Annotated in this window: 16 protein-coding genes; 3 read left to right on the forward strand and 13 right to left on the reverse strand. The window is 71.7% G+C overall.

Features of this window, described 5'->3' with window-relative positions:
- Positions 1-14 precede the first annotated feature (14 nt).
- From lepA to ABT369_RS40940, 6 genes are all read right to left on the reverse strand, one after another.
- Positions 15-1,892, reverse strand: a complete 1,878-nt coding sequence (lepA, locus tag ABT369_RS40915) for a translation elongation factor 4 (protein ID WP_350620843.1) — start codon at positions 1,890-1,892, stop codon at positions 15-17.
- A gap of 361 nt (positions 1,893-2,253) precedes the next feature.
- Positions 2,254-2,808 carry a type III secretion system chaperone family protein gene (locus tag ABT369_RS40920; protein WP_350620845.1) on the reverse strand — a complete coding sequence of 185 codons (555 nt, stop codon included), beginning with the start codon at positions 2,806-2,808 and terminating at the stop codon, positions 2,254-2,256.
- Between the two features lie 169 nt (positions 2,809-2,977).
- Positions 2,978-3,598: a DUF8185 domain-containing protein gene (locus ABT369_RS40925; protein ID WP_350620847.1), complete on the reverse strand. Its 621-nt coding sequence runs from the start codon at positions 3,596-3,598 to the stop codon at positions 2,978-2,980.
- Positions 3,598-3,999, reverse strand: a complete 402-nt coding sequence (locus tag ABT369_RS40930) for an acyl-CoA thioesterase (RefSeq protein ID WP_350620849.1) — start codon at positions 3,997-3,999, stop codon at positions 3,598-3,600. The genes ABT369_RS40925 and ABT369_RS40930 overlap by 1 nt, the downstream gene beginning before the upstream one ends.
- Before the next feature lie 15 nt (positions 4,000-4,014).
- Positions 4,015-5,694 (reverse strand): energy-dependent translational throttle protein EttA, encoded by a 1,680-nt coding sequence (gene ettA, locus ABT369_RS40935; RefSeq protein ID WP_350620851.1) that lies wholly within the window; start codon positions 5,692-5,694, stop codon positions 4,015-4,017.
- Positions 5,695-5,777: 83 nt separating this feature from the next.
- Entirely contained in the window at positions 5,778-6,188 is a 411-nt protein-coding gene (locus tag ABT369_RS40940; protein ID WP_350620853.1) for a hypothetical protein, read from the reverse strand.
- A gap of 272 nt (positions 6,189-6,460) precedes the next feature.
- On the opposite strand from ABT369_RS40940, the gene ABT369_RS40945 reads away from it, so the two are divergent.
- Positions 6,461-7,861 carry an alpha,alpha-trehalose-phosphate synthase (UDP-forming) gene (locus ABT369_RS40945; RefSeq protein WP_350620855.1) on the forward strand — a complete coding sequence of 467 codons (1,401 nt, stop codon included), beginning with the start codon at positions 6,461-6,463 and terminating at the stop codon, positions 7,859-7,861.
- Between the two features lie 114 nt (positions 7,862-7,975).
- The gene (gene otsB, locus ABT369_RS40950; RefSeq protein ID WP_350620857.1) at positions 7,976-10,534 is read left to right on the forward strand and encodes a trehalose-phosphatase; all 2,559 of its coding nucleotides are present in this window, start codon (positions 7,976-7,978) and stop codon (positions 10,532-10,534) included.
- 65 nt (positions 10,535-10,599) lie between these two features.
- On the opposite strand, the gene ABT369_RS40955 is transcribed toward otsB, so the two are convergent.
- The 5 genes from ABT369_RS40955 to cobC are packed head-to-tail and all read right to left on the reverse strand — an operon-like array spanning position 10,600 to position 14,913.
- Entirely contained in the window at positions 10,600-11,325 is a 726-nt protein-coding gene (locus tag ABT369_RS40955; RefSeq protein ID WP_350620859.1) for a hypothetical protein, read from the reverse strand.
- Positions 11,322-11,588 (reverse strand): type II toxin-antitoxin system TacA family antitoxin, encoded by a 267-nt coding sequence (locus ABT369_RS40960; RefSeq protein ID WP_350620861.1) that lies wholly within the window; start codon positions 11,586-11,588, stop codon positions 11,322-11,324. The genes ABT369_RS40955 and ABT369_RS40960 overlap by 4 nt, the downstream gene beginning before the upstream one ends.
- A gap of 51 nt (positions 11,589-11,639) precedes the next feature.
- Complete coding sequence (cobA, locus tag ABT369_RS40965; protein WP_350620863.1) at positions 11,640-12,854, reverse strand: uroporphyrinogen-III C-methyltransferase; 1,215 nt, start codon at positions 12,852-12,854, stop codon at positions 11,640-11,642.
- Positions 12,851-13,894 (reverse strand): nicotinate-nucleotide--dimethylbenzimidazole phosphoribosyltransferase, encoded by a 1,044-nt coding sequence (gene cobT / locus ABT369_RS40970; protein ID WP_350620865.1) that lies wholly within the window; start codon positions 13,892-13,894, stop codon positions 12,851-12,853. The genes cobA and cobT overlap by 4 nt, the downstream gene beginning before the upstream one ends.
- Positions 13,895-13,896: 2 nt before the next feature.
- Positions 13,897-14,913: an Rv2231c family histidinol phosphate aminotransferase CobC gene (gene cobC, locus ABT369_RS40975; RefSeq protein ID WP_350620867.1), complete on the reverse strand. Its 1,017-nt coding sequence runs from the start codon at positions 14,911-14,913 to the stop codon at positions 13,897-13,899.
- 47 nt (positions 14,914-14,960) lie between these two features.
- Here cobC and ABT369_RS40980 point away from each other — a divergent pair, with 47 nt between their 5' ends.
- Entirely contained in the window at positions 14,961-17,162 is a 2,202-nt protein-coding gene (locus ABT369_RS40980; RefSeq protein WP_502891883.1) for a transglycosylase domain-containing protein, read from the forward strand.
- Between the two features lie 353 nt (positions 17,163-17,515).
- On the opposite strand, the gene ABT369_RS40985 is transcribed toward ABT369_RS40980, so the two are convergent.
- Together ABT369_RS40985 and ABT369_RS40990 are read right to left on the reverse strand one after the other, a co-directional pair.
- Complete coding sequence (locus ABT369_RS40985) at positions 17,516-18,076, reverse strand: GNAT family N-acetyltransferase (protein WP_350620869.1); 561 nt, start codon at positions 18,074-18,076, stop codon at positions 17,516-17,518.
- Between the two features lie 14 nt (positions 18,077-18,090).
- Positions 18,091-21,396 (reverse strand): cobyrinic acid a,c-diamide synthase CobB, encoded by a 3,306-nt coding sequence (locus ABT369_RS40990; RefSeq protein WP_350620871.1) that lies wholly within the window; start codon positions 21,394-21,396, stop codon positions 18,091-18,093.
- Positions 21,397-21,444 lie beyond the last annotated feature (48 nt).

Genomic DNA, 21,444 nt, shown 5'->3' on the forward strand with positions numbered 1-21,444 from the left:
CTGTCCCGGGACCGTCACTTCTTCGGCTTGTCCGCCGCGGGCGCGTCCGAGGTCGACAGGGCGGCGATGAACGCCTCCTGCGGCACCTCGACGCGGCCCACCATCTTCATCCGCTTCTTGCCTTCCTTCTGCTTCTCCAGCAGCTTGCGCTTGCGGCTGATGTCACCGCCGTAGCACTTGGCGAGCACGTCCTTGCGGATGGCGCGGATCGTCTCGCGGGCGATGATCCGGCTGCCGATGGCGGCCTGGATCGGCACCTCGAACTGCTGGCGCGGGATGAGCTTCTGCAGCTTGCCGGCGATGCTGACGCCGTAGTTGTACGCCTTGTCCTTGTGCACGATGGCACTGAAGGCGTCGACCGGCTCGCCGTGCAGCAGGATGTCGACCTTGACCAGGTCGGCCTGCTGCTCGCCGGAGGGCTCGTAGTCGAGGCTCGCGTAGCCCTTGGTGCGGCTCTTGAGCTGGTCGAAGAAGTCGAAGATGATCTCGCCGAGGGGCAGTGTGTAGCGCAGCTCGACCCGGTCGGCGGACAGGTAGTCCATGCCCAGCAGCGAGCCGCGGCGGCCCTGGCAGAGCTCCATGACCGCGCCGACGAAGTCGTTCGGAGTCAGCACCGTGGCGCGGACGGTCGGCTCGTAGATCTGGCCGGTCTTGCCGTCGGGGAACTCGCTGGGGTTCGTGACCATGTGCTCGGAGCCGTCGTCCATGATCACGCGGTACACCACGTTGGGCGCCGTGGAGATCAGGTCGAGGTTGAACTCGCGCTCCAGCCGCTCCTGGATGATCTCCAGGTGCAGCAGGCCGAGGAAGCCGCAGCGGAAGCCGAAGCCGAGCGCGAGGCTGGTCTCGGGCTCGTAGACCAGGGCCGCGTCGTTGAGCTTGAGCTTGTCGAGGGCGTCGCGCAGCAGCGGGTAGTCCGAGCCGTCGATCGGGTACAGGCCCGAGTACACCATCGGCTTGGGGTCCTTGTAGCCCCCCAGCGCCTCGGTCGCCGGCTTCGCGTTGATGGTGACCGTGTCACCCACCCGCGACTGGCGCACGTCCTTCACGCCGGTGATGAGGTAGCCCACCTCGCCCGCCCCGAGCCCGGTGCTCTTGATCGGCTCGGGCGAGATGACGCCGATCTCCAGCAACTCGTGCACCGCGCCGGTGGACATCATGCGGATGCGGTCGCGGGCCTCGATCCGCCCGTCGACCACCCGGACGTAGGTGACCACGCCCCGGTACACGTCGTAGACGGAGTCGAAGATCATCGCCCGGGCCGCGCCGGTGGAGTCGCCCGTCGGGGCCGGCAGCTGCCGCACGATCTCGTCCAGCAGGTGCGCGACGCCAGCGCCCGTCTTGCCCGAGACGCGCAGGCAGTCGTCCGGCTCGCAGCCGATGAGGTGGGCCAGCTCCTCCGCGTACTTCTCCGGCTGCGCGGCCGGCAGGTCGATCTTGTTGAGCACGGGGATGATCTGCATGTCGTTCTCGAGCGCGAGATACAGGTTGGCCAGCGTCTGCGCCTCGATGCCCTGCGCGGCGTCGACGAGCAGGACGGCCCCCTCGCACGCGGCCAGGCTGCGCGAGACCTCGTAGGTGAAGTCCACGTGCCCCGGCGTGTCGATCATGTTCAGCACGAACGAGTCGCCGGCCAGGCCGCCCTCGCGAACCTTCCACGGCATGCGCACGGCCTGGCTCTTGATCGTGATGCCGCGCTCGCGCTCGATGTCCATGCGGTCGAGATACTGGGCCCGCATCTGCCGCGCCTCGACCACCTCGGTCAGCTGCAGCATCCGGTCGGCCAGCGTCGACTTCCCGTGGTCGATGTGGGCGATGATGCAGAAGTTGCGGATCCGGTCCGGCACGGTGGCGCCGGGGCGGTTCGCGCCGGGGTCGATCGTCGGTGGCACAGGCGTCCGTTCTCCATCGGGCTGGGGATCGCAACTATCGTCCCACGCCCGCCGCGAAACCGGCTCACGGCCGTACCCTGCGGCAATCTCCCCGGCCGGCACTTTCGGGGAAAACCGGACGTTCGGCGCATGAACCGGGCACCATGGGGTACGAACTCGGAGTCATGCCCCACCCGAGAGACCCGTGAGAGCCGACCGAGAGGACATCGAGAGGCCTGCATCGAATACTGGATCGCGGTCCCCCGATCACGTCCGAAACGGGGGTCGGCGAGACCGGCTGCGCAACCGACCTCGCCGAGCGGGCGTCACTTGGGGACCGGAACAGGCACGCTCCGGAGCGGGTCCAACTCCATAGGCAGCGTTAGAGCAGCGCGCCTTCGTCGTGGAGCCAGTCCACGAAGCCGAGGGCCACCACGGCCGCGCAGTCGACGAGTTCGGCGACGAGCGCCTCGTGCGCGCCCGACAGCAGCGGCACCTGCATCTCGGCGTAGATGGGCAGCTGGCCGCGGTCGGTCGCGTCACCGACGTAGGCCTTGTAGAAGCGCCGGGTGTGGTTCCACTCGTTGATCACCCGGTAGGCCCGATCGGCCCAGTCCGGCGGAACCGTCGCGTGCGGCCGCGCCCGGATGACCAGGATCTCGTCCGCCGGCCCCTCCAGCGCGAACAGCACCGCGTGGCGCTCCCAGAGCGCGAGCAGGCTGCCGTCGCCGTCCGTCAGGTAGCGGATGTCGAGCTTCTCGAGGGCCTCCGCGACCCGTGGCAGTGTCACCGGCGCGATCCCGCCGGCGCCGTCCTCCTGCGACTTCTCGCACGCTCCGTCGATCGTCGGGGTTGCGTCTTCCCGCGGCAGCTGAGCCACGATCGAGTCGGTCTTCGACCCACTCGCCTGCTCGGCCCGCCATGGCCACCTTGGCATCGTCCCGGCTCCCTGCTCCCCCGTGCGCCTCCACCCGCATGTGCGGTCCGTCGCCAACCGAATTCGCTCGGCGGTGGACCCGAAAGAGGACGGTACCCGTTCGGTCGAGTTTCAGCAGCCCCCAATTTCACCCTCGCACCACCCGTTCGGGTGAGGGTCTTACAGCCGTCTATCCGATGAGCAGTGATCCGCCCGCCCGATGCCAGGCAGAGCCATATGCGCAGGCCAGGGCCGTCCACGGGCCCGAAATCCGGACATCGACCAAGTCTGGCGGGCCGCCGCCGACGAACCCCATGCGGATGACCGCCTGGACGAGACGCTGCGTGACGGGTATACGCCGGCCCGTCTCCGTGGTGACCACGATGGGCTCATGATCGAGCAGCGCGTCGCGCAGGACCCGCGAGCCGACCGCGCGGCCGCCGACCCCCTCGGCGGCGGCGGTCCGCAGCGTCTCCGCGGCCGCCGCGCCGATCCGCAGGACGTCGGCCGCCGGGATGCGCTCGACCACCGTCCCGGGGATCGGCGGCAGCGACCAGCGCCAATCCGTGTCCCGCGATGCGGGAAGCTCGCCATCGACCGACGCGAGCAGATCGCGGGCCGAGACGGTCCGGTCCCGGGACACCGCGGCGGCGATGCCACGGGTCACGAGCACCCCCCACGGCAGCCGCGACCACAGCGCCACCCGCTCCCCCGCGGGCCGCAGCCGCACGACGGCGGCCGGGTCGAGCCGGGCCACCCGCGCGGCGAACGCGCAGGCGTCGGAGCGGCCGGATTCGGCCAGCCAGGCCACTATCCGAGCCAGGGCGAGAGGAACTCGCGCTCGATGTCGCGGACCCGGCGGGGGCGCCCGGCCTCGAGGTCGTAGGGCACGCAGACGGTCCGCGCCCGGGACGCCAGCTCGTCGCCGTCGAAGAGCTCGTACGCCACGATCAGCCGCGACGCCTTGATCTCCTCGATCCACAGCTCGATGCGCACCGGGTCGCCGTAGTCGATCGGCCGGAGATAGTCGATCTCATGACGTGAGATGACGATGCCGTTCTCGAACGACTCCAGGCCGGCCGCACGGGCGGCGGTGAACATCAGCGCAACGCGCGCCTCCTCGTAGAGCGTGAGGAAGCGCGCGTTGTTGACGTGCCCGTACGCGTCCAGATCGGACCAGCGCAGGGCGCAGTGGTAAATGAAGCGGGCCACTACTGTCGGTTGCCGTCAGTCGCGGGTGAGCTTGCGGTAGGTCACGCTGTGTGGCCGGGCCGCCTCGGGGCCGAGCCGGTCGACCTTGTTCTTCTCGTAGGACTCGAAGTTGCCCTCGAACCAGAACCACTTGGCCGAGTTCTCGTCGTCGCCCTCCCAGGCCAGGATGTGCGTGGCCACCCGGTCCAGGAACATCCGGTCGTGGGAGATGACCACGGCGCAGCCGGGGAACTCCAGCAGCGCGTTCTCCAGCGAGGACAGCGTCTCGACGTCGAGGTCGTTGGTCGGCTCGTCCAGCAGCAGCACGTTGCCGCCGATCTTGAGCGTCAGCGCCAGGTTGAGCCGGTTGCGCTCGCCGCCGGAGAGCACCTTGGTCGGCTTCTGCTGGTCGGGGCCCTTGAAGCCGAACGCGGCCACGTAGGCCCGCGAGGGCATCTCGACCTTGCCGACCATGAGGTGGTCCAGGCCGTCGGAGACGACCTCCCAGACGGTCTTGTCGCCGTCGAGGCCGGTCCGGTTCTGGTCGACGTAGGACAGCTTGACCGTCTCGCCGACCCGCACCACGCCGTCGTCCGCCGTCTCCAGCCCGACGATGGTCTTGAACAGCGTGGTCTTGCCGACGCCGTTCGGGCCGATGATGCCGACGATGCCGTTGCGCGGCAGCGAGAACGACAGCCCGTCGATCAGCACGCCGCGCTCGTCGAAGCCCTTGACCAGGTTCTTGGCCTCGATGACCATGTTGCCCAGGCGCGGGCCGGGCGGGATCTGGATCTCCTCGAAGTCCAGCTTGCGGGTCTTCTCCGCCTCGTTGGCCATCTCCTCGTAGCGCTCGAGGCGGGCCTTGGACTTGGTCTGGCGGGCCTTGGCGTTGGAGCGGACCCACTCGAGCTCCTCGGAGAGGCGCTTCTGCAGCTTCTGGTCCTTGCGTCCGGCCACCGCCAGCCGCTGGGCCTTCTTCTCCAGGTAGGTCGAGTAGTTGCCCTGGTAGCCGTGGACCTGGCCGCGGTCGACCTCGGCGATCCACTCGGCCACGTGGTCGAGGAAGTACCGGTCGTGGGTGACGGCCAGCACCGCGCCCGCGTACTTCTGCAGGTGCTGCTCCAGCCAGTTCACACTCTCGGCGTCGAGGTGGTTGGTGGGCTCGTCCAGCAGCAGCAGGTCGGGCGCCTCGAGCAGCAGCTTGCACAGCGCGACCCGGCGGCGCTCACCCCCGGAGAGCTGGGTGACGTCGGCGTCGGGGGCCGGGCAGCGCAGGGCGTCCATGGCCAGCTGCAGCTTGGAGTCGATGTCCCACGCGTCGGCGTGGTCGAGCTCCTCCTGGAGGCGGCCCATCTCCTCCATCAGCTCGTCGGTGTAGTCGGTCGCCATGAGCTCGGCGACCTCGTTGAACCGCGCGAGCTTGGTCTTGGTGTCGGCGACGGCCTCCTCGATGTTGCCCAGGACCGTCTTGCTCTCGTTGAGCGGCGGCTCCTGCAGCAGCATGCCGACGGTGTAGCCGGGCATGAGCCGGGCCTCGCCGTTGCTCGGCTTGTCCAGCCCGGCCATGATCTTGAGCAGGCTCGACTTGCCGGCGCCGTTCGGGCCGACGACACCGATCTTCGCGCCGGGCAGGAACGACAGCGTGACGTTGTCGAGCACGACCTTGTCGCCGTGCGCCTTGCGCGCCTTCTCGAGCACGTAGATGTACTGCGCCACGGTGCGCCCCTACCTCCGGTCAGCTTGCGTACGGGAATCGCCCCAATCTTTCCAGGCCCGGCGCCGAGTGCCCAACCCACCCCTCAGGCGGGCGGGTAGGCTTGGATCACTCCGTAGGTCTTCGAGCCGATCGCCAGGCTCCGGGGCGTGACGGTGTAGGTGGTCCCGTCATTGGTGACGGAGTACGACCGGTTCTTGGCGTCCTCGGTGGCGCCGGGGCGCAGCAGCCCGTTCTTGCCCTCCTCAGGGATCTCGCCGCCGTCCTCGTCGGCCCAGTTCTCGAGGCGGTCGTGGCCCTGATACCACAGCCCGGAGCCGTCCCTCTCGCGGCAGATCCAGGCCTCCTTGTTGTTGCCGGTCCGCACGTACTGCACCAGCTGCATCGGCACCGCCGCGCTCGGGTCTTGCTTGAGGGCGCCCGCGCTGACGAACTGCGGGCAGGCGCGCGGCCGCGCCGGGTTGGCGGCGCTGGTCGCGGCTCCGGAGGGCACCACCAACGGACCGTCACCGGCGGTTGACTTATTCTCATCAATGTCACGTAAGCCGAGGACGTACCCGAAGAGGGCGCCGATGACGGTGAGGATGAGCAACGAGAGACCGACGACGGTGACGGTCCGGCTCGACTCCCGTACGGGTTCGACATCGATACGCGACATGCACAGCAGGATCGCACCTGTGAGCCAGCACTCCGCATGCTGCCAGGTCGCACCCGGGATCAGTAGGCTGAAAGTACGAGGGTGGATCACCCAGGGGGAGGACTCGACACGTGGCTGGAGACAGTGCATTCGTAGTGGTCGCCAACCGGTTGCCCGTCGACAAGGTGGTGGGCCCGGACGGTGAGGTCAGCTACCGCAGGAGCCCGGGCGGGCTGGTGACGGCGCTCGAGCCCGTGCTCGAACAGCGCAACGGGACCTGGGTCGGCTGGCCCGGCGGGAGCGGGGACACCGACACCCAGGAGGAGACGTTCGAGGCCGGCGGGATTCATCTGCACACCGTGCCGCTCAGCGCGGGCGAGATCGAGCGCTACTACGAGGGCTTCTCCAATTCCAGCCTCTGGCCGCTCTATCACGACGCCGTGGAGACGCCGATCTTCAAACGACGATGGTGGGAGTCGTACCGTCTGGTCAACGAGCGATTCGCGAAGGCGGTCGCCGACGATGCCGCGCCGGGTGCCACGGTGTGGGTGCAGGATTACCAGTTGCAACTCGTGCCGGCCCTGCTGCGCGAGTCCCGGCCCGATCTCAAGATCGGGTTTTTTCTGCACATCCCATTCCCACCCGTCGAACTGTTCATGCAACTACCGCGCCGCGCGGACATTCTCAAGGGTCTGCTCGGTGCCGATCTGGTTGGTTTCCAGCGGCCACTCGGCGCGCAGAACTTCGTCCAACTGGCCCGACATCTGCTCGGCACTCGCGTGCGCCGCGGAATCGTGGAGTGGGAGGGCCGCACCGTGCGCGCCGAGGCGTTCCCGATCTCGATCGACGTCGAGGAGATGCGGCGTCTCGCCGCCTCGCCGGAAGTGCAGGCCAGGGCGGCCGCGATCCGCACCGAGCTGGGCGAGCCCCGCACGATCATCCTGGGCGTGGACCGGCTCGACTACACCAAGGGCATCGAAAGGCGCCTCAAGGCATTCAGGGAACTGCTGTCGGATGGACGACTCACGGCGCCCGAGACGGTGATGGTACAAGTGGCTACGCCGAGCCGGGAGCGGGTGGAGCACTACCAGACGCTCCGGGTGAACGTCGAGCGTGAGGTCGGGCGGATCAATGGGGAGTACGGACGAGTTGGCCAACCGGCCGTGCACTATCTCCATCAGTCGTACAGTCGGGCTGAGTTGGCCGCGTTGTATGTTGCGGCCGACGTGATGATGGTGACTCCGCTGAGGGATGGCATGAACCTGGTGGCCAAGGAGTATGTCGGTGCCCACGCCGACGGCCGGGGCGCCATCGTGCTTTCGGAGTTCGCGGGCGCGGCCGCCGAGCTGCGCCAGGCGTACCTGTGCAATCCGCACGACCTCGACGGGGTGAAAGACGCACTCATGCGTGCGATCCATGTCGACCCGGTCGAGGGCCGCAAGCGAATGCATGCTATGCATTCCCACCTGCGCGCCCACGATGTCCGAACCTGGGCGGACTCGTTCCTGGACGCGCTCGGCGCCGCATCATGACCCGCCCGTCGGCACGGCGCCTGCCCGACCGCACAGCCCCAACCGCTCGGCACCCTGCTGAACACCCTGTCGAACACCCTGAATGCACAACCGACTTCCACGAACAGGCCGGACATGAACCAGACCTCGGCGACAGGCAACGGCCTCTCGCTCGACCCGGACCTCCGCGCGGCGGTGCTACGCGTCGCCCGCGTGCCCAACCTCTTGGTGGCATGTGACTACGACGGCACCCTCGCGCCGATCGTCGCGGACCCCACCAAGGCGACTCCGACCGCCGAGTCCGTAGCCGCCGTGCGCGCCCTCTCGTCGCTGCCGCAGACGACGGTGGGCGTAATCAGCGGCCGGGCCCTGCGTGACCTTGCCGCCCTGTCCCGCCTCCCCGCCGAGGTGCGCCTCGTCGGCAGCCACGGCTCCGAGTTCGACGTCGGCTTCGTCGACGAGCTGCCGCCCGAGCGCCAGCAGCGGCGCGGCGAGCTGCAGGCCGCGCTCAACGCGATCTGCCGGGACCAGCCGGGCGTCCGGCTGGAGAGCAAGCCCGCGAGCATCGCGGTGCACACCCGGGCCGCGCCGCGGGACGTGGCCCAGCGGGTCTTCGACGCCGTGCGCAGCGGGGCGGCGCTGTGGCCCGACATCGAGGTGACCACCGGCAAGGAGGTCATCGAGCTCTCGGTGGTCCCGACCGACAAGGGCCTGGCCGTCGACGCGCTGCGCATGCAGGTGTCGGCGAGCGCGGTGGTCTACCTCGGCGACGACGCCACCGACGAGAAGGCCTTCGCCCACCTGCACGGCCCCGACCTCGGCATCAAGGTCGGGACGGCCGACGAGGAGACGCAGGCCCGCTTCCGCATCGACGGCGCGGAGGCGGCGGTGGCCGTGCTCGAGCTGCTGCTGTTCACCCGGCGGCGCTGGCTCTTCGGCGAGCAGGCGGTGCCGATCGAGCGGCACTCGATGCTCTCCAACACCCACACCGTCGCCCTGCTCACGCCGGCCGCCCGGGTCACCTGGCTGTGCCACCCGAAGCCGGACTCGGGCGCGGTCTTCGCCGACCTGCTCGGCGACACGGCGGCCGGGCACTTCACGGTGCAGCCGGAGAAGGGCGGCACCCCGCTCGGGCAGCGCTACCGGCCGGGCACCATGACCGTGGAGACCCGCTGGTCGGGCCTGACCGTCACCGACTGGCTGGACCACCACCGCACCGGCAACTCGCTGATCCGTGTGCTGTCGGGCAGCTCCCGGGCCCGCATCGACTTCGTCCCGCGCCCGGACTTCGGCCAGGTGCACATCCGCCTCCAGCCGCTCGGCGGCGACGGGCTGCTGGTGCTGGGCTCCAACGAGCCGATCGCGCTGTACTCCCCCGGCATCGAATGGGAGATCAGCTCCGACGGCCACAGCGACATGGCCCGCGCGACGGTCGACCTCAGCGCGGTCGGCGGCACGGCCATGCTGGAGCTGCGGCTCGGCACCGACTCGATCGAGGCGCCGCGGGTGGCGCTGACCGAGCGGCAGATCGCGGCCGAGGCCGCCTGGCGCGACTGGTCGGAGTCGCTCAAGCTGCCCTCGATCGCCAAGGACCTGGTCCGGCGCAGCGCGCTCACCCTGCGCGGCCTGTGGCACAAGCCCAGCGGCGCGATCCTGGCCGCCGCGACCTCCTCGCTGCCGGAGGAGATCGGCGGCTCCCGCAACTGGGACTACCGGTACTGCTGGCTGCGCGACGCCTCGCTGACCGCCAAGGCACTCGTCGACCTCGGCTCCACCGAGGAGGCCGAGTCCCTGGTGCGCTGGACGCTGCGGGTGTCCGACAACACCGACGGGCACCCGGAGCGGCTCCACCCGCTTTACACCCTCGACGGCACCGAGCTCGGCCCCGAGGCCGTGATCGAGGCGCTGCCCGGCTACGCGGGCTCCCGTCCCGTGCGCATCGGCAATGCGGCCAACGGCCAGGTGCAGCTGGACGTGTTCGGCCCCGTCGCCGACCTCATCTGCGCCCTCGCCGACGTACGCCCGCCCGAGGATGGCGACTTCGCGCTCATGAACGCGATGGTCGAGGCCGTCGAGCGCCGCTGGCACGAGCCGGACCACGGCATCTGGGAGGCCCGCCGGCGCCCGCGGCACTACGTCTACTCGAAGGTCATGTGCTGGATGACCGTCGACCGCGGCATCCAGCTCTTCGAGCGCCAGGGCCGCCCGGTCCCGGAGGGCTGGCACGCCCTGCGCGAGACCATCGCCGGCAACGTGCTCGACAAGGGCTGGAACGAGAAGGTCGGCGCGTACACGGTCGCCTACGGCTACGAGGAGATGGACGCCTCGGTGCTGTGGATCGGCCTGTCCGGCCTGCTCACCGACGACGACCCGCGGTTCCTGGCCACGGTCCTGGCCGTCGAGGCCGACCTGCGCGAGGGCCCGACCGTGTACCGCTACCGCTGGGACGACGGCCTGCCGGGCGTCGAGGGCGGCTTCCACCTGTGCACGACGTGGATGATCGAGGCCTACCTGCGCACCGGCCGCCGCGCCGACGCCGAGGAGCTCTTCGCCCAGTTCATCGAGTGCGCCGGCCCGACGGGGCTCATCCCGGAGGAGTACGACCCGATGACCGAGCGCGCCCTGGGCAACCACCCGCAGGCGTACTCGCACCTGGGCCTGATCCGCTGCGCCCTCGAGCTCGACCGCGCGTAAGACCCAAACGAACCGGGGCGCCCCTTCGATCCGAAGGGGCGCCCCGCTCGCATGTGTGCCGGAATCTAGGGCTTGAACGGATCGCGACCGAGCACGTCGACCATGACGGCGACGAGATCGATCGCCCCCTCGCCCCCGCTCGCCTCGCGCGCGACGGCGATCTCCTCGATCCGGTCGGCGATGCGGCGCAGATCGTCCGCGTCGCCGACGAAGGGGAACTCCTGGCCGTCAGGCCTTCTGTACATAACCGTGGCCAGGGCGAGCCGGCGGTCGCCCGACACGGTCAGCGAGGACATCCCCAGGCTCATCCGGGCGTCGGCGATCGTCATGACCAGGCGCCGCTCGGTCAGCTTGACCGGCTTGAAGCCGTAGTGGCGATAGAACCCCGCGGCCTTGTCGCTGATGGCGTCGACCACGATCAGCCGGCCACCGCCCGTGCCGGCGGCCTGCACCACGTTCTCGAGTGTGTCCAGGAGCAGCTCGCCGCCGAGACCGTCGCCATGCAGGTCGCGGTGCAGCGCAAGTTTCGCGATCAGGTAGCCCGGCACCGGGTCCGAGCCCTTCGCCTGCCTGCTCGTCAGGTCCGCCTTGGCCACCGCGTGCGGCATGACCGCGTAGTAGGCCTTGACGGCCGGAGAGCCCGGAGCCGTCCAAACGCAAACCCTCAGCAGGCCGTCATCGTTGACGCGCCTGGCCGCGTGCACGAGCCAGTTGTTCAGGACCTCGTCCGTGCAGTCGAAACCCTCCAGCTCGTGCTCCGGTCTCAGCGGGCCGGATTCCCACGTCGTCATCGCCGGTGGAACCTCCGCGGCTTGGCCGCGAGGCCGGCGAGATTCGGGATCTCGGTGGGCCGGTCCAGCGCCGCCAGCAACTCTTCGTACTGGTCCTCCGGCATGAGCGTGACGTCCGCCCGGGCAAGCACCTTGTTCGCGGCGGCCCGGGCGGCTTCGAGCACGAACGCCGACGCGCTGGTGTGGGTCAGGCTGGCGGCCTGGAGGATCAGCTCGTGTTCCTCGGGCGTCGTTCGCATCTCGATGCGCTCGGTCTTTGGCATGTTCGCCTCCCGGCGCAATTGTACGGCAGTTGTACGGCACCCCTCCAGCCGTCACGACTCGGCGGGCGGGGCGGCGGACAGCGCGTCGACGACCGGGCCGATCACGATCACGGCCGGTGGGCGCAGGCCGGCCGACTTCGCGGCGTCGGCGACCGTGGCCAGCGTCGCCCGTACCGTCCGCTGATCCCGGGTGGTCCCCTCCTGCACGACGGCGACGGGCGTGTCGGGGGCCCGCCCGTGCTCCAGCAGGACCGCGGCGATCGAGGGCAGGTTCTTCAGCCCCATCAGCACGCACACCGTTCCCCGCAGCCGGGCGAGGGCCGCCCAGTCCACGAGCGACTCCGCGTGCCCCGGGGCGAGGTGCCCCGAGACCACCGTGAACTCGTGCGCGATCCCGCGATGGGTCACCGGAATCCCGGCCGCGGCCGGCACGGCGATCGAGCTTGTGATCCCCGGCACCACGACGACCGGCACCCCGGCCGCCGCGCACGCGAGCACCTCCTCGCCGCCGCGGCCGAAGACGTACGGATCCCCGCCCTTCAGGCGCACCACGAACTTGCCGGCCTGGGCGCGCGTGACGAGGACCCGGTTGATCTCCTCCTGCGCGGCCGAGGGCCCGTAGGGGATCTTGGAGGCGTCCACGAGCTCGACCTCCGGCCGCAGCTCGTCCAGCAGGAGCCCGGACGCGAGCCGGTCGATCACCACCACGTCGGCCGCGGCCAGCAGCCGCCGCCCGCGCACGGTCAGCAGCTCGGGGTCGCCCGGCCCGGACCCGACGAGCGCGACGGTCCCGGCCAGGTCGGCGCCCGCGACGACGCCGGCCGTCGCCAGCTGCTCGCCGATCGCGTCGCGCACCGCCACCGCCCGGGCCGGGTCGCCGCCGGCCAGCACGGCCACGGTCAGCGGGCCGTGCCGGGTCACCGCGGGCGTCCACGCGGTCGCGGCGTGCCGGTCGTCGGCGCGCACGGTGAAGATGCGCTTCGCGGCGGTCACCTCGCTGATCGCGCGGGCCGCCTCCGGGTCGCTGACGGCGACGTGGACGAGCCACACGTCGTCGACGTCGGCGGGCTCGAAGCGGCGCTCGCGCCAGGTGAGCCGGCCGGCGTCGAGGTGGGCGCGCAGGGCGGGGGTGATGTGCGGGGAGACGAGCACGACGTCCGCGCCCGCGTCGAGCAGTGCGGGCACGCGCCTGGTGGCGACCGCGCCGCCGCCGACCACCAGGACGCGTAACCCGTCGAGCCGTAAACCGAGGGGGTAGGGGTTCACTTGTGGGCTACTCCAGCGGAATCGAAAGTGGCAACCTCGTGCAACACGCGGACAGCACTGGCCACGATCGGCAGCGCCAGCACGGCGCCGGTGCCCTCGCCCAGGCGCAGGCCCAGGTCGACGAGCGGTTCGAGCTCAAGATAGCCCAGGGCCACCGACGCGCCCGGCTCGGCCGAGCGGTGCCCGGCGATCATCGCGGTGGTCGCGGCCGGGGCGAGCGCGTGGGCGGCCAGGGCGGCCGAGGCGGCGATCACGCCGTCGAGCACGACCGGCACGCGCAGTTCGGCCGCCTTGAGGATGTACCCGGCCAGCGCCGCGTGCTCATAGCCCCCGATCGCGGCCAGCACTTCGATGGGGTCCTCGGCCTTCAGCCCGACGACGGCGGAGGTGACCACGGCGACCTTGCGGGCGTGCGTCTCGCTGTCGATGCCGGTGCCGAGCCCGGTCACGGCGGCCGGGTCGGCGTGCGTGAACGCCGCGATGAGCGCCGCCGACGGCGTGGTGTTGGCGATGCCCATGTCGCCGGTGAGCAGCGCCCGGGCGCCGCCGTCGACCAGGTCCGCGGCGACCCGCATGCCGGTCTCGAGCGCCTGGACGGCCTCGTCGCGGGTCATCGCCGGCTCGGTGCTCAGGTCGCGGGTCCCGGCCCGCACCTTGCGGTCCAGCAGACCCTCGGCCGGGTCGAGCGCGGCCTTCACGCCCACGTCCACGACCGTGACCGAGACCCCGGCCTGGCGCGCGAAGGCGTTGACCACGGCGCCGCCGGCGAGGAAGTTCGCCACCATCTGCGCGGTGACCTCCTGCGGCCAGGGGGTCACGCCCTGCTCGTGCACGCCGTGGTCCCCGGCGAAGATCGCGAGCGCGGCCGGCTCGGGAATCGGCGGCGGGCACGTGCCGGCGAGCCCCGCCAGCCGTACCGCCAACGTCTCCAGCGCCCCGAGCGATCCCATCGGCTTCGTGAGGCGGGCCTGCAGGGCCCGGGCGGCCGCGATGGCCTCGTCGTCCAGCGGCCGGATCGCGGCAATTGTCTCGTGCAGCATGTTCACCCTCCCAGTACGTTCGACAACACCGCGACGAAGGCGTCACTCGTGGCAGTGTCCCGCACGGCAATACGTAACCAGTCCGGGCCCAGTCCCGGGAAGGTTTCGCCACGTCGGACCGCGAACCCGCGCTCGCGCAGCGCGGCGCGCACCCGCTCGCCGTCCGGGACCCTGATCAGCACGAACGAGCTCGCCGGGCGCCCGGCCACGGCCACGCCGGCCCGAGCGAGGGCGTCGACGAGGTGATCGCGGTCGGCCGCGAGCCGGATGGCGATCTCACGCTCCGTGTCCACGGCCCGCGGCGAGGCGCAGGCGATCGCGGCGGCCAGCGCCGGCGTGGAGACGCTCCACAGCGGGGCGTGCTCGCGCATCCGGTCGAGCAGCGGCTCGGGGCCGAGCACGTAGCCGATCCGCAGCCCGGCCAGCCCCCAGGTCTTGGTCAGGCTCCGGATGACCAGCAGGCCGGGCCGGTCGCGGTTCCCGGCCAGGGACTCGGGCTCCCCGGGCACCGTGTCGGCGAAGGCCTCGTCGATGACGGTGATCCGCCCCGGTTTCGTCAAATTTGCCAGCAACTCGGCGGGATGCAGCGTCGAGGTGGGATTTGTCGGATTCCCCACCACCACGAGGTCCGAGTCATCCGGAACATCCGACCCGCCCAGCACGAACCCGTCCGCCGCGCGCAGCACCACCCGCTCCACGGCGTGGCCCGCGGCCAGCAGCGCCGCTTCGGGCTCGGTGAACTGTGGGTGTACCACCACCGCCCGCTCGGGCGCGAAGGCCTGCGCGATGAGCACGAACGCCTGGGCCGCCCCGGCGGTGAGCAGCACTTCCGCGGCGGGCCGCCCGTGCCGCGCCGCGATCGCCGCGGTGGCCTCGGCCGGGTCCGGGTAGCGCGCGAGGTGGGCCAGCGACGCCGTCACCGGTCCCATGAGCCACGACGGCGGCGCCGCCGTGCGGACGTTGACGGCGAGGTCGACGAGGCCCGGCGCGATCTCAGCGTCGCCGTGGAACCGCAGCATCAGGCGATCGTCGCGTACGGCGAACCGATTTGTCCTAGCTTAAGAATGTGATCGCGCGCACGATGCGAGTGGCCGGCGGCTTCCTCGCGCTCCTGCGGACCGGGCTCATCGTGGGGCTGGCCGTGGCCGCGCTCGTCTACCCCCTGGCCGCGGTCAGCGGAATGGGCGTGAAGAAGGGCGCGGACGAGCTCGCGATGCCCCCGGAGGCACTACGGCAGGCGCTGCCGGCCCAGACTACGCACGTCTACGCGGCCGACGGCACCACGATGCTCGCCCAGTTCTACGAGGAGTACCGCACGTACACCTCCCTGGACTCGATGTCCGTCAACGTGCAGCACGCGATCGTCGCCGCCGAGGACGCCCGGTTCTGGGAGCACCACGGCGTGGACTTCAAGGGGGTCGCCCGCGCGTTCGTGGCCAACCACAAGGCCGGCGGCGTGTCGCAGGGCGCGTCGACGATCACCATGCAGTACGTGCGCAACGTCCTGCGCGACACCGCCCGCACGCCGGCCGAGGTCAACGCGGCCACCGAGCAGACCGGGGCGCGCAAGGTGCGGGAGATGAAGCTCGCGATCGAGCTCGAGAAGCACATGAGCAAGCAGGAGATCCTGGAGCGGTACCTCAACGTCGCCTACTTCGGCCATCGCGCCTACGGCGTCCAGGCGGCCGCGGAGGTCTACTTCTCGAAGAAGCCCGCCGATCTCACCGTGCCGGAGGCGGCCCTGCTCGCGGGCCTGGTGCAGGCACCCTCGTCCTACGACCCCGCGGTCGGCGACGCGAAGACCGCGACCACCCGGCGCAACTACGTGATCGACCGCATGGTCGACCTCAAGTACCTCAGCGCCGCCGACGCCACCGCGGCCCACGCCGAGCCCATCGCGCTGAAGCTCACCAATCCGCCCAACGACTGCCTGGCGACCAAGCCCGGGTACGGCTTCTTCTGCGCGATGTTCCGCTCCTGGTGGGCGAACCAGCCCGCGTTCGGCGCGAACTCGACCGAGCGCCTGGAGGCGCTGCGGCGCGGCGGGTACAAGATCGTCACGTCGCTGGACCCGCGCGTACAGGACGTCGCGCAGGCGCAGATCCTCAAGCGGGAGCAGGCGCGCAGCCCCTACGCCCTGGGTCAGGTCGCGATCGAGCCGGGCACGGGCCTCATCCGGGCTATGGCGGTCAACCGGGCGTACTCCCTCGACCGCGCGAGCAACGGCCCGCACTCGGACCCGCGGCAGCGCAAGCGGCTGCGCGGCAACTATCCGAACACGGTCAACCCGCTGCTGGGCGGTGGCGACGACATGGCCGGCTACCAGGCGGGCTCGACGTTCAAGATGTTCACCATGCTCGCGGCGCTGGAGCAGGGGCTGCCGCTGTCGACCGCGATCTACTCGCCGAAGACGGTGCAGACGAAGTACAAGACGGGCCGCAGCAGCTCCGCCCACTGCGGCAACGACTTCTGGTGCCCGTCGAACGCGTCGGACTCGATGACCGGCCGGCAGACGATGTGGTCCGGCTTCGGCAAGTCCGTGAACACGTACTTCGTCCAGCTCGAACAGCGCGTCGGCGCCGACGCGGCCGTGCGCATGGCCGAGCGCCTGGGGCTGCACTGGCGCACCAGCATCGACAAGACCCAGGCCTCCCCCGCCAAGGCGAAGGGCTGGGGCGCGTTCACTCTGGGCGTGGCCGACACGACCCCGCTGGAGATGGCGGGCGCATTCGCCACCGTCGTGGCCGACGGCGTGCACTGCGAGCCGATCCCGGTCACCTCCATCACCGACGCGAGCGGCAAGCCGGCCGTCGACGACAAGGGCGTGGAGGTCGCCAAGCCGCGCTGCGCCCAGGTCCTCTCGGCCGACGTGGCCCGCGGGGCGGTCGACGCCGCCCGGTGCGTGACGGGTTACAAGGCCGCGATGGGCGACTGCGGCGGGTGGTCCACGGCGCCTCGGGTGTTTCCGACGGTACGCCGCCCGGTCGCCGGCAAGTCGGGCACCACGGACGACGACCGGGCGGCCTGGTTCGTGGGGATGACGCCGGGCCTGACGGTGGCGGGCTTCATCGCCGACCCGGACAACCCGCTGCACCGAGTCGGGGCCGGCAACGCCGGGAAGCCTCGCGAGGCGGTGGCGGAGACGCTGCGCGACGCCCTGGCGGGCACCCCCGTGCGCGGCTTCACGCCCCCGAGCCCGCAGATCGTGGGCAAGAAGCCCCCGGCCGCGAAGGCCCGGCCAAAGACCACAACTCCGCCCCGCGCCTGACACCACCGAGCCGATTCCCGCGGGCGTCGCTCACGCGGGCCGCTCAAACCTCAGCGCGCTTGGCACGGGCCATTCCGCGCGGTCCACTTTTTGATGCGGGCGGATTCGCGCGGGCCGATCAGCGCGGGCTGCGCCCAGCACCTCCAGTAACCCACTCAGCGCGCTTGGCGCGGGCCGATCCGCACGACCGACCCGCGCGACCGACCCGCGCGGGCTGATTCACGCGGGCCAATCCGAGCGGGCCACTTTGATGCGGCCGCTTTGTGTCGGCTGTTTGGGGCGGGTTACTTGGCGCCGCTCTTCCACGGAAGGCTCGAAGTCCTGCCCGCGACGGCTCCTTTGCGAACCACCGCTCAGCGAATGTCGGACGGCAGCAACGACCAGCTCTCGAGATCGACCCGCCCGCTGGCCAACGACCCGGCGTTGCGCAACAGCCCCTCGTAGGTGAACCCAGCCTTCTCCGCCACCCTGCGCGACGCCACATTCCCGGGCGCCACCCGCAGCTCGATCCGCTGGAACCGGTGCTCGAGCAACAGCGACAACGCGAGCACGTCAACGGCCTCGGGCGCGACACCGTATCCGCGAGCATCCGCGGCCACGGCATAGGCGATCTCCGTGGACCGCGTCAGCCAGTCGGTGTTCTTCGTCCAGAGGCACCCGACGAGCCGCTCGTCCTCGCGCCGCACGATGCCGTAATGGTCCCCGGCCCCGCTGTCCCGCCGCTCGACCGCGAGCTCGGTGCACCACGCGTAGCCGTCGAACTCCTCGAGCTCGTCCGCCGCGACAGGCAGCCAGCGCCGGACGAGCCGGTCGGCAAAGATCTCCGCGACCCGCTTGTCATCATCGGCACCGAGCGGCCGCACTGTGAGCCGCGGCGTCTCGACCAGCAGCGAGGGAAAGCGCCGCAGCGCCACCGACCAGGTCGACACTAGGCCGCCTCGCCGGACCCACCGGCGGGCGGCTTCCCGCCCCCGTCACCGTCCGAGCCACCCTCGGGGCTTCCACCCTGGGCGTTCGAAGGGCCCTCAGACCCCACGCTCGAACCGGCACTCGGCGCACTCTCGAACCCCGAGCTCAGGTCCGCGCCTCCCGTGCTCGCGGCGGCGGAGGCGGCACCCCCGAGCGGCGGGGCGGAGACGGCACCGGCGGGACTACCGGACGATGTTCCCGAAACTGGCGAAGCAGGCACGGAACCGGACACTACCGAACCGGGAGGCCCGGAGACCGGCGCCGACACGGGCGCGGCGGGAATCGATGCGGTTCCGACCGAACGCCCGACCGCTGGCGGGGCCGAGACCGGCGGCGCCGACACCGGTGCCTGCTCCGCGATCTCACCGCCGGCGATCCCCGGCGACGGGTACGACCCGGCCTCCCCCGACTGCACCGCCTCGGACTCCCCCGCCGGCATCGCGGTCACCCCGCCGGGCGCCGCGGACACGGGCGCCGAGGAGGCCGCCGGCATCGCCTCGGAGAACACGGGCATCGGCGCCGAGGACACCGGCATCGCGGCCGAGAGCGCCGGCCCCCCGTCACCCGGCGACAGCGCCCCGGCCGCCGCCGACGAGACGGGCCCGGCGACAGGCGAGGACACCGAAGCGGCAGCGGACGGACCCTGCCCCGCGGGAAGCGACGACACCGGCGACCCGACCAAGGCGCCCTGACCACCAACGGGTGACGACACCGAGGCAGGCACCGGCGAGGACACCGGAGCGGCCGCCGGCACACCCTGACCACCAACGGGTGACGACACCGAAGCAGGCACCGGCGAGGACACCGGAGCGGCGGCGGGCGAGGAGAACGAGTCGGCAGCGCCCGGTGCGTGACGGGCGGCGGACGGCGAGGCGGCTCCCGGGCCGTACGCCGTGATCGGCCCCGTCACCGAAGGCGACGACACCGGCTGAGCGGAGGACTGGACGGGCACAACCCCAGACGATGGCAGCCCCGGCGCCCCCGCGGGTCCGTTCGGCCCGGAAGGCACCCCAACGCTCGCCTCATCCGTCGCGGCCGCCGCACCACCAGCGGGAGGCACGGCCAGCACCGTCGTCGCCTCGGACCCGCCGACCGACTCCGACTCACCCGGCGCGGAAGGCACCCCGGAGACCGCCCCGGAAGGCGCCCCCGAAACCGACGCGGCGGGAGCCTCGGAAACCGACTCAGCCGCGACCGGCGGCGCCCCGGACACGGACGAGGCCGCCCCCGAAACCGACGAGGAAGACGAGGACGAGAGCGAGTGCGAGGTCCACGGCGTCGGCATCGCCGGCCCCAGCGCCGGCCCGAACGGCGACGAAGCCCCCGGCGAGGTCGGCGCGCTGGCCGGAACCTCCGACCGATAGGTCCCAGTCACCGGCGGCGGGCTCGCCAGCGATGGCCCCGGCACCGGATACGACCCCGTGGCCGGCGCCACGGCAGGCGACGCGGCAGGCGCTGCGGCCGCGATGGTCCCCGCCCCGCCCGGGCTGGCCAGGATCGACCCCGGGATCGCGGCGGGCACACGGGGCGCCGGCGCCTCCGGCGTCGTGTAGTCAGACACGTAGCTGAGCGCCTCGTCGTTCGAGGGCGCAAAGGGTGCGTGCACCGCAGCGGCAGGCATGACGGGCATGACGGGCACGGCGGGCGAAGGCGACCCGGTGACCGGAGCGGCCGGCGGGGCCAAAGCGGCCGGCGGGGCCGACGGGGCCAAGGCGGCCGACGGGGCCAGAGCGGCCGGCGGGGCGGTCACGGGGGCCGCCGGCACGGCCGTCACCGGCGAGGCGGGCAGCACCGGCGCGGTCGGGAAGTTCATGACGGGAACGGAGGGCCGGCCGTAGGGGCTGGTCGACGGCGTGCTCCACTGCCCCGGCGCCGGTGCCGCCGTGGCCCCCGCGGCCGCCACGAAGCGGGACGCGATCGCGGGCGTGCCGGCCCAGTGCAGCCCGAGGTAGGACGCGTGCACGCCGCGCTGGACGAAGCCCTCGGCCGGGCCGCCGGCCCAGGTCCAGGCGGCCTGCAGGCCGGCGCGCGGGCTGATGCTCGTGCGGTGCATCTTGTGCCCGATGACCTGGGCGCCGACCGGCAGCAGGACCGAGGAGGAGCGGGCGGTGGCCTCGCGGTAGCCGAGCACGACGAGGTCGGTCTCGCGCGCGGAGGCGTCCACGACTCCGCACATCGGGCGGCCGTTGTAGTCGCGGCAGAGCCACACCAGGCCGGTGCCCTCGGCGGCGATCGGCTTGCCGGCCGCGGCGTGGGCGGCGACGGCGGTGCGCAGCCGGCCGTTGAAGGTCAGCTCCTCGGCGTAGGACTCCGGCAGCGCGGACCCGATGACCAGGCCGTCGACGCCGGACGGGAGGACCTCGTCGCGCAGCGGGTCGAACGGGACGACCTCGGCGCCGGCCGCGGTGAGCAGCTCGGCGGTCTCCGGGTAGGCGAAGGCGACGCCGATGATCGGGCGGCGGCCGATGCGCGTGGCGGCGATCGAGGACTGGCTCTCGGCGGCCGCGGCGATCTCGGCCTCGGCGCTCCACGGGTCGGAGGTCAGGCGGGGCGCGGAGCGGGCCAGGGCCATCGTGCGGTCGATGTCGACGGCACCGGCGATGACCTCGCCGAGGCGGCGCACGGCCCGCACGGCGTCGAGGTTGTTGTGCACCACCGGGGCGACCCCGTGGTGGCGAGAGGGCAGCGGGGCCCCGGCCTCGCCGGCGTCGGTGAGCGCGTGGCGGCGCAGGGCGCCCAGGACCGGCACCCCGATGTCGTCGAGCGCCTCCCGCAGCAGCTGCTCGTGGCGGGTCGAGGCGACCCGGTTGAGGATCACGCCGCCGAGCCAGAGCAGCTCGTCGTAGGCCCGGAACCCGTGCACCAGGGCGGCCACCGACTGGCCCATGGCGCCGACGTCGACGACCAGGATCACCGGCGCGCGCAGCAGGCCGGAGATCTGCGCGGTCGACTCGCTGTCGGTGCGCCCGGCGAGCCCGTCGAAGAGGCCCATCGTGCCCTCGACCACGGCGATGTCCAGCGACGCGGCCCCGTGCGCGAACAGGGGCCCCATCCGCTTCGCGCCGACCATGCGCGGATCGAGGTTGCGGCCCGGACGCCCCCCGGCCAGCCCGAGGTAGGCGGCGTCGACGTGGTCCGGCCCGATCTTGAAGCCGGCGGCGCGGTAGCCGCGGGCGGACAGCGCGGCGAGCAGCCCGACCGACACGGCCGTCTTGCCGTGACCGGACGACGGGGCGCTGATCACCAGCCGCGGGATCGTGCTCATGTGCTCCTCCGGCGCTGAGGCATACGTGTGTCCCGGACGATACCGAAC

It is taken from the genome of Dactylosporangium sp. NPDC000244 (assembly GCF_040300725.1).
Classification (GTDB): domain Bacteria; phylum Actinomycetota; class Actinomycetes; order Mycobacteriales; family Micromonosporaceae; genus Dactylosporangium.

Excerpts from the sequence above, each read along its gene's own strand:
- ABT369_RS40920 (WP_350620845.1), bottom strand. The coding sequence starts at position 2,808 with ATGCCAAGGTGGCCATGGCGGGCCGAGCAGGCGAGTGGGTCGAAGACC.
- otsB (WP_350620857.1), top strand. The coding sequence starts at position 7,976 with ATGAACCAGACCTCGGCGACAGGCAACGGCCTCTCGCTCGACCCGGAC.
- ABT369_RS40955 (WP_350620859.1), bottom strand. The coding sequence starts at position 11,325 with ATGACGACGTGGGAATCCGGCCCGCTGAGACCGGAGCACGAGCTGGAG.
- ABT369_RS40960 (WP_350620861.1), bottom strand. The coding sequence starts at position 11,588 with ATGCCAAAGACCGAGCGCATCGAGATGCGAACGACGCCCGAGGAACAC.
- cobT (WP_350620865.1), bottom strand. The coding sequence starts at position 13,894 with ATGCTGCACGAGACAATTGCCGCGATCCGGCCGCTGGACGACGAGGCC.
- cobC (WP_350620867.1), bottom strand. The coding sequence starts at position 14,913 with ATGCTGCGGTTCCACGGCGACGCTGAGATCGCGCCGGGCCTCGTCGAC.
- ABT369_RS40990 (WP_350620871.1), bottom strand. The coding sequence starts at position 21,396 with ATGAGCACGATCCCGCGGCTGGTGATCAGCGCCCCGTCGTCCGGTCAC.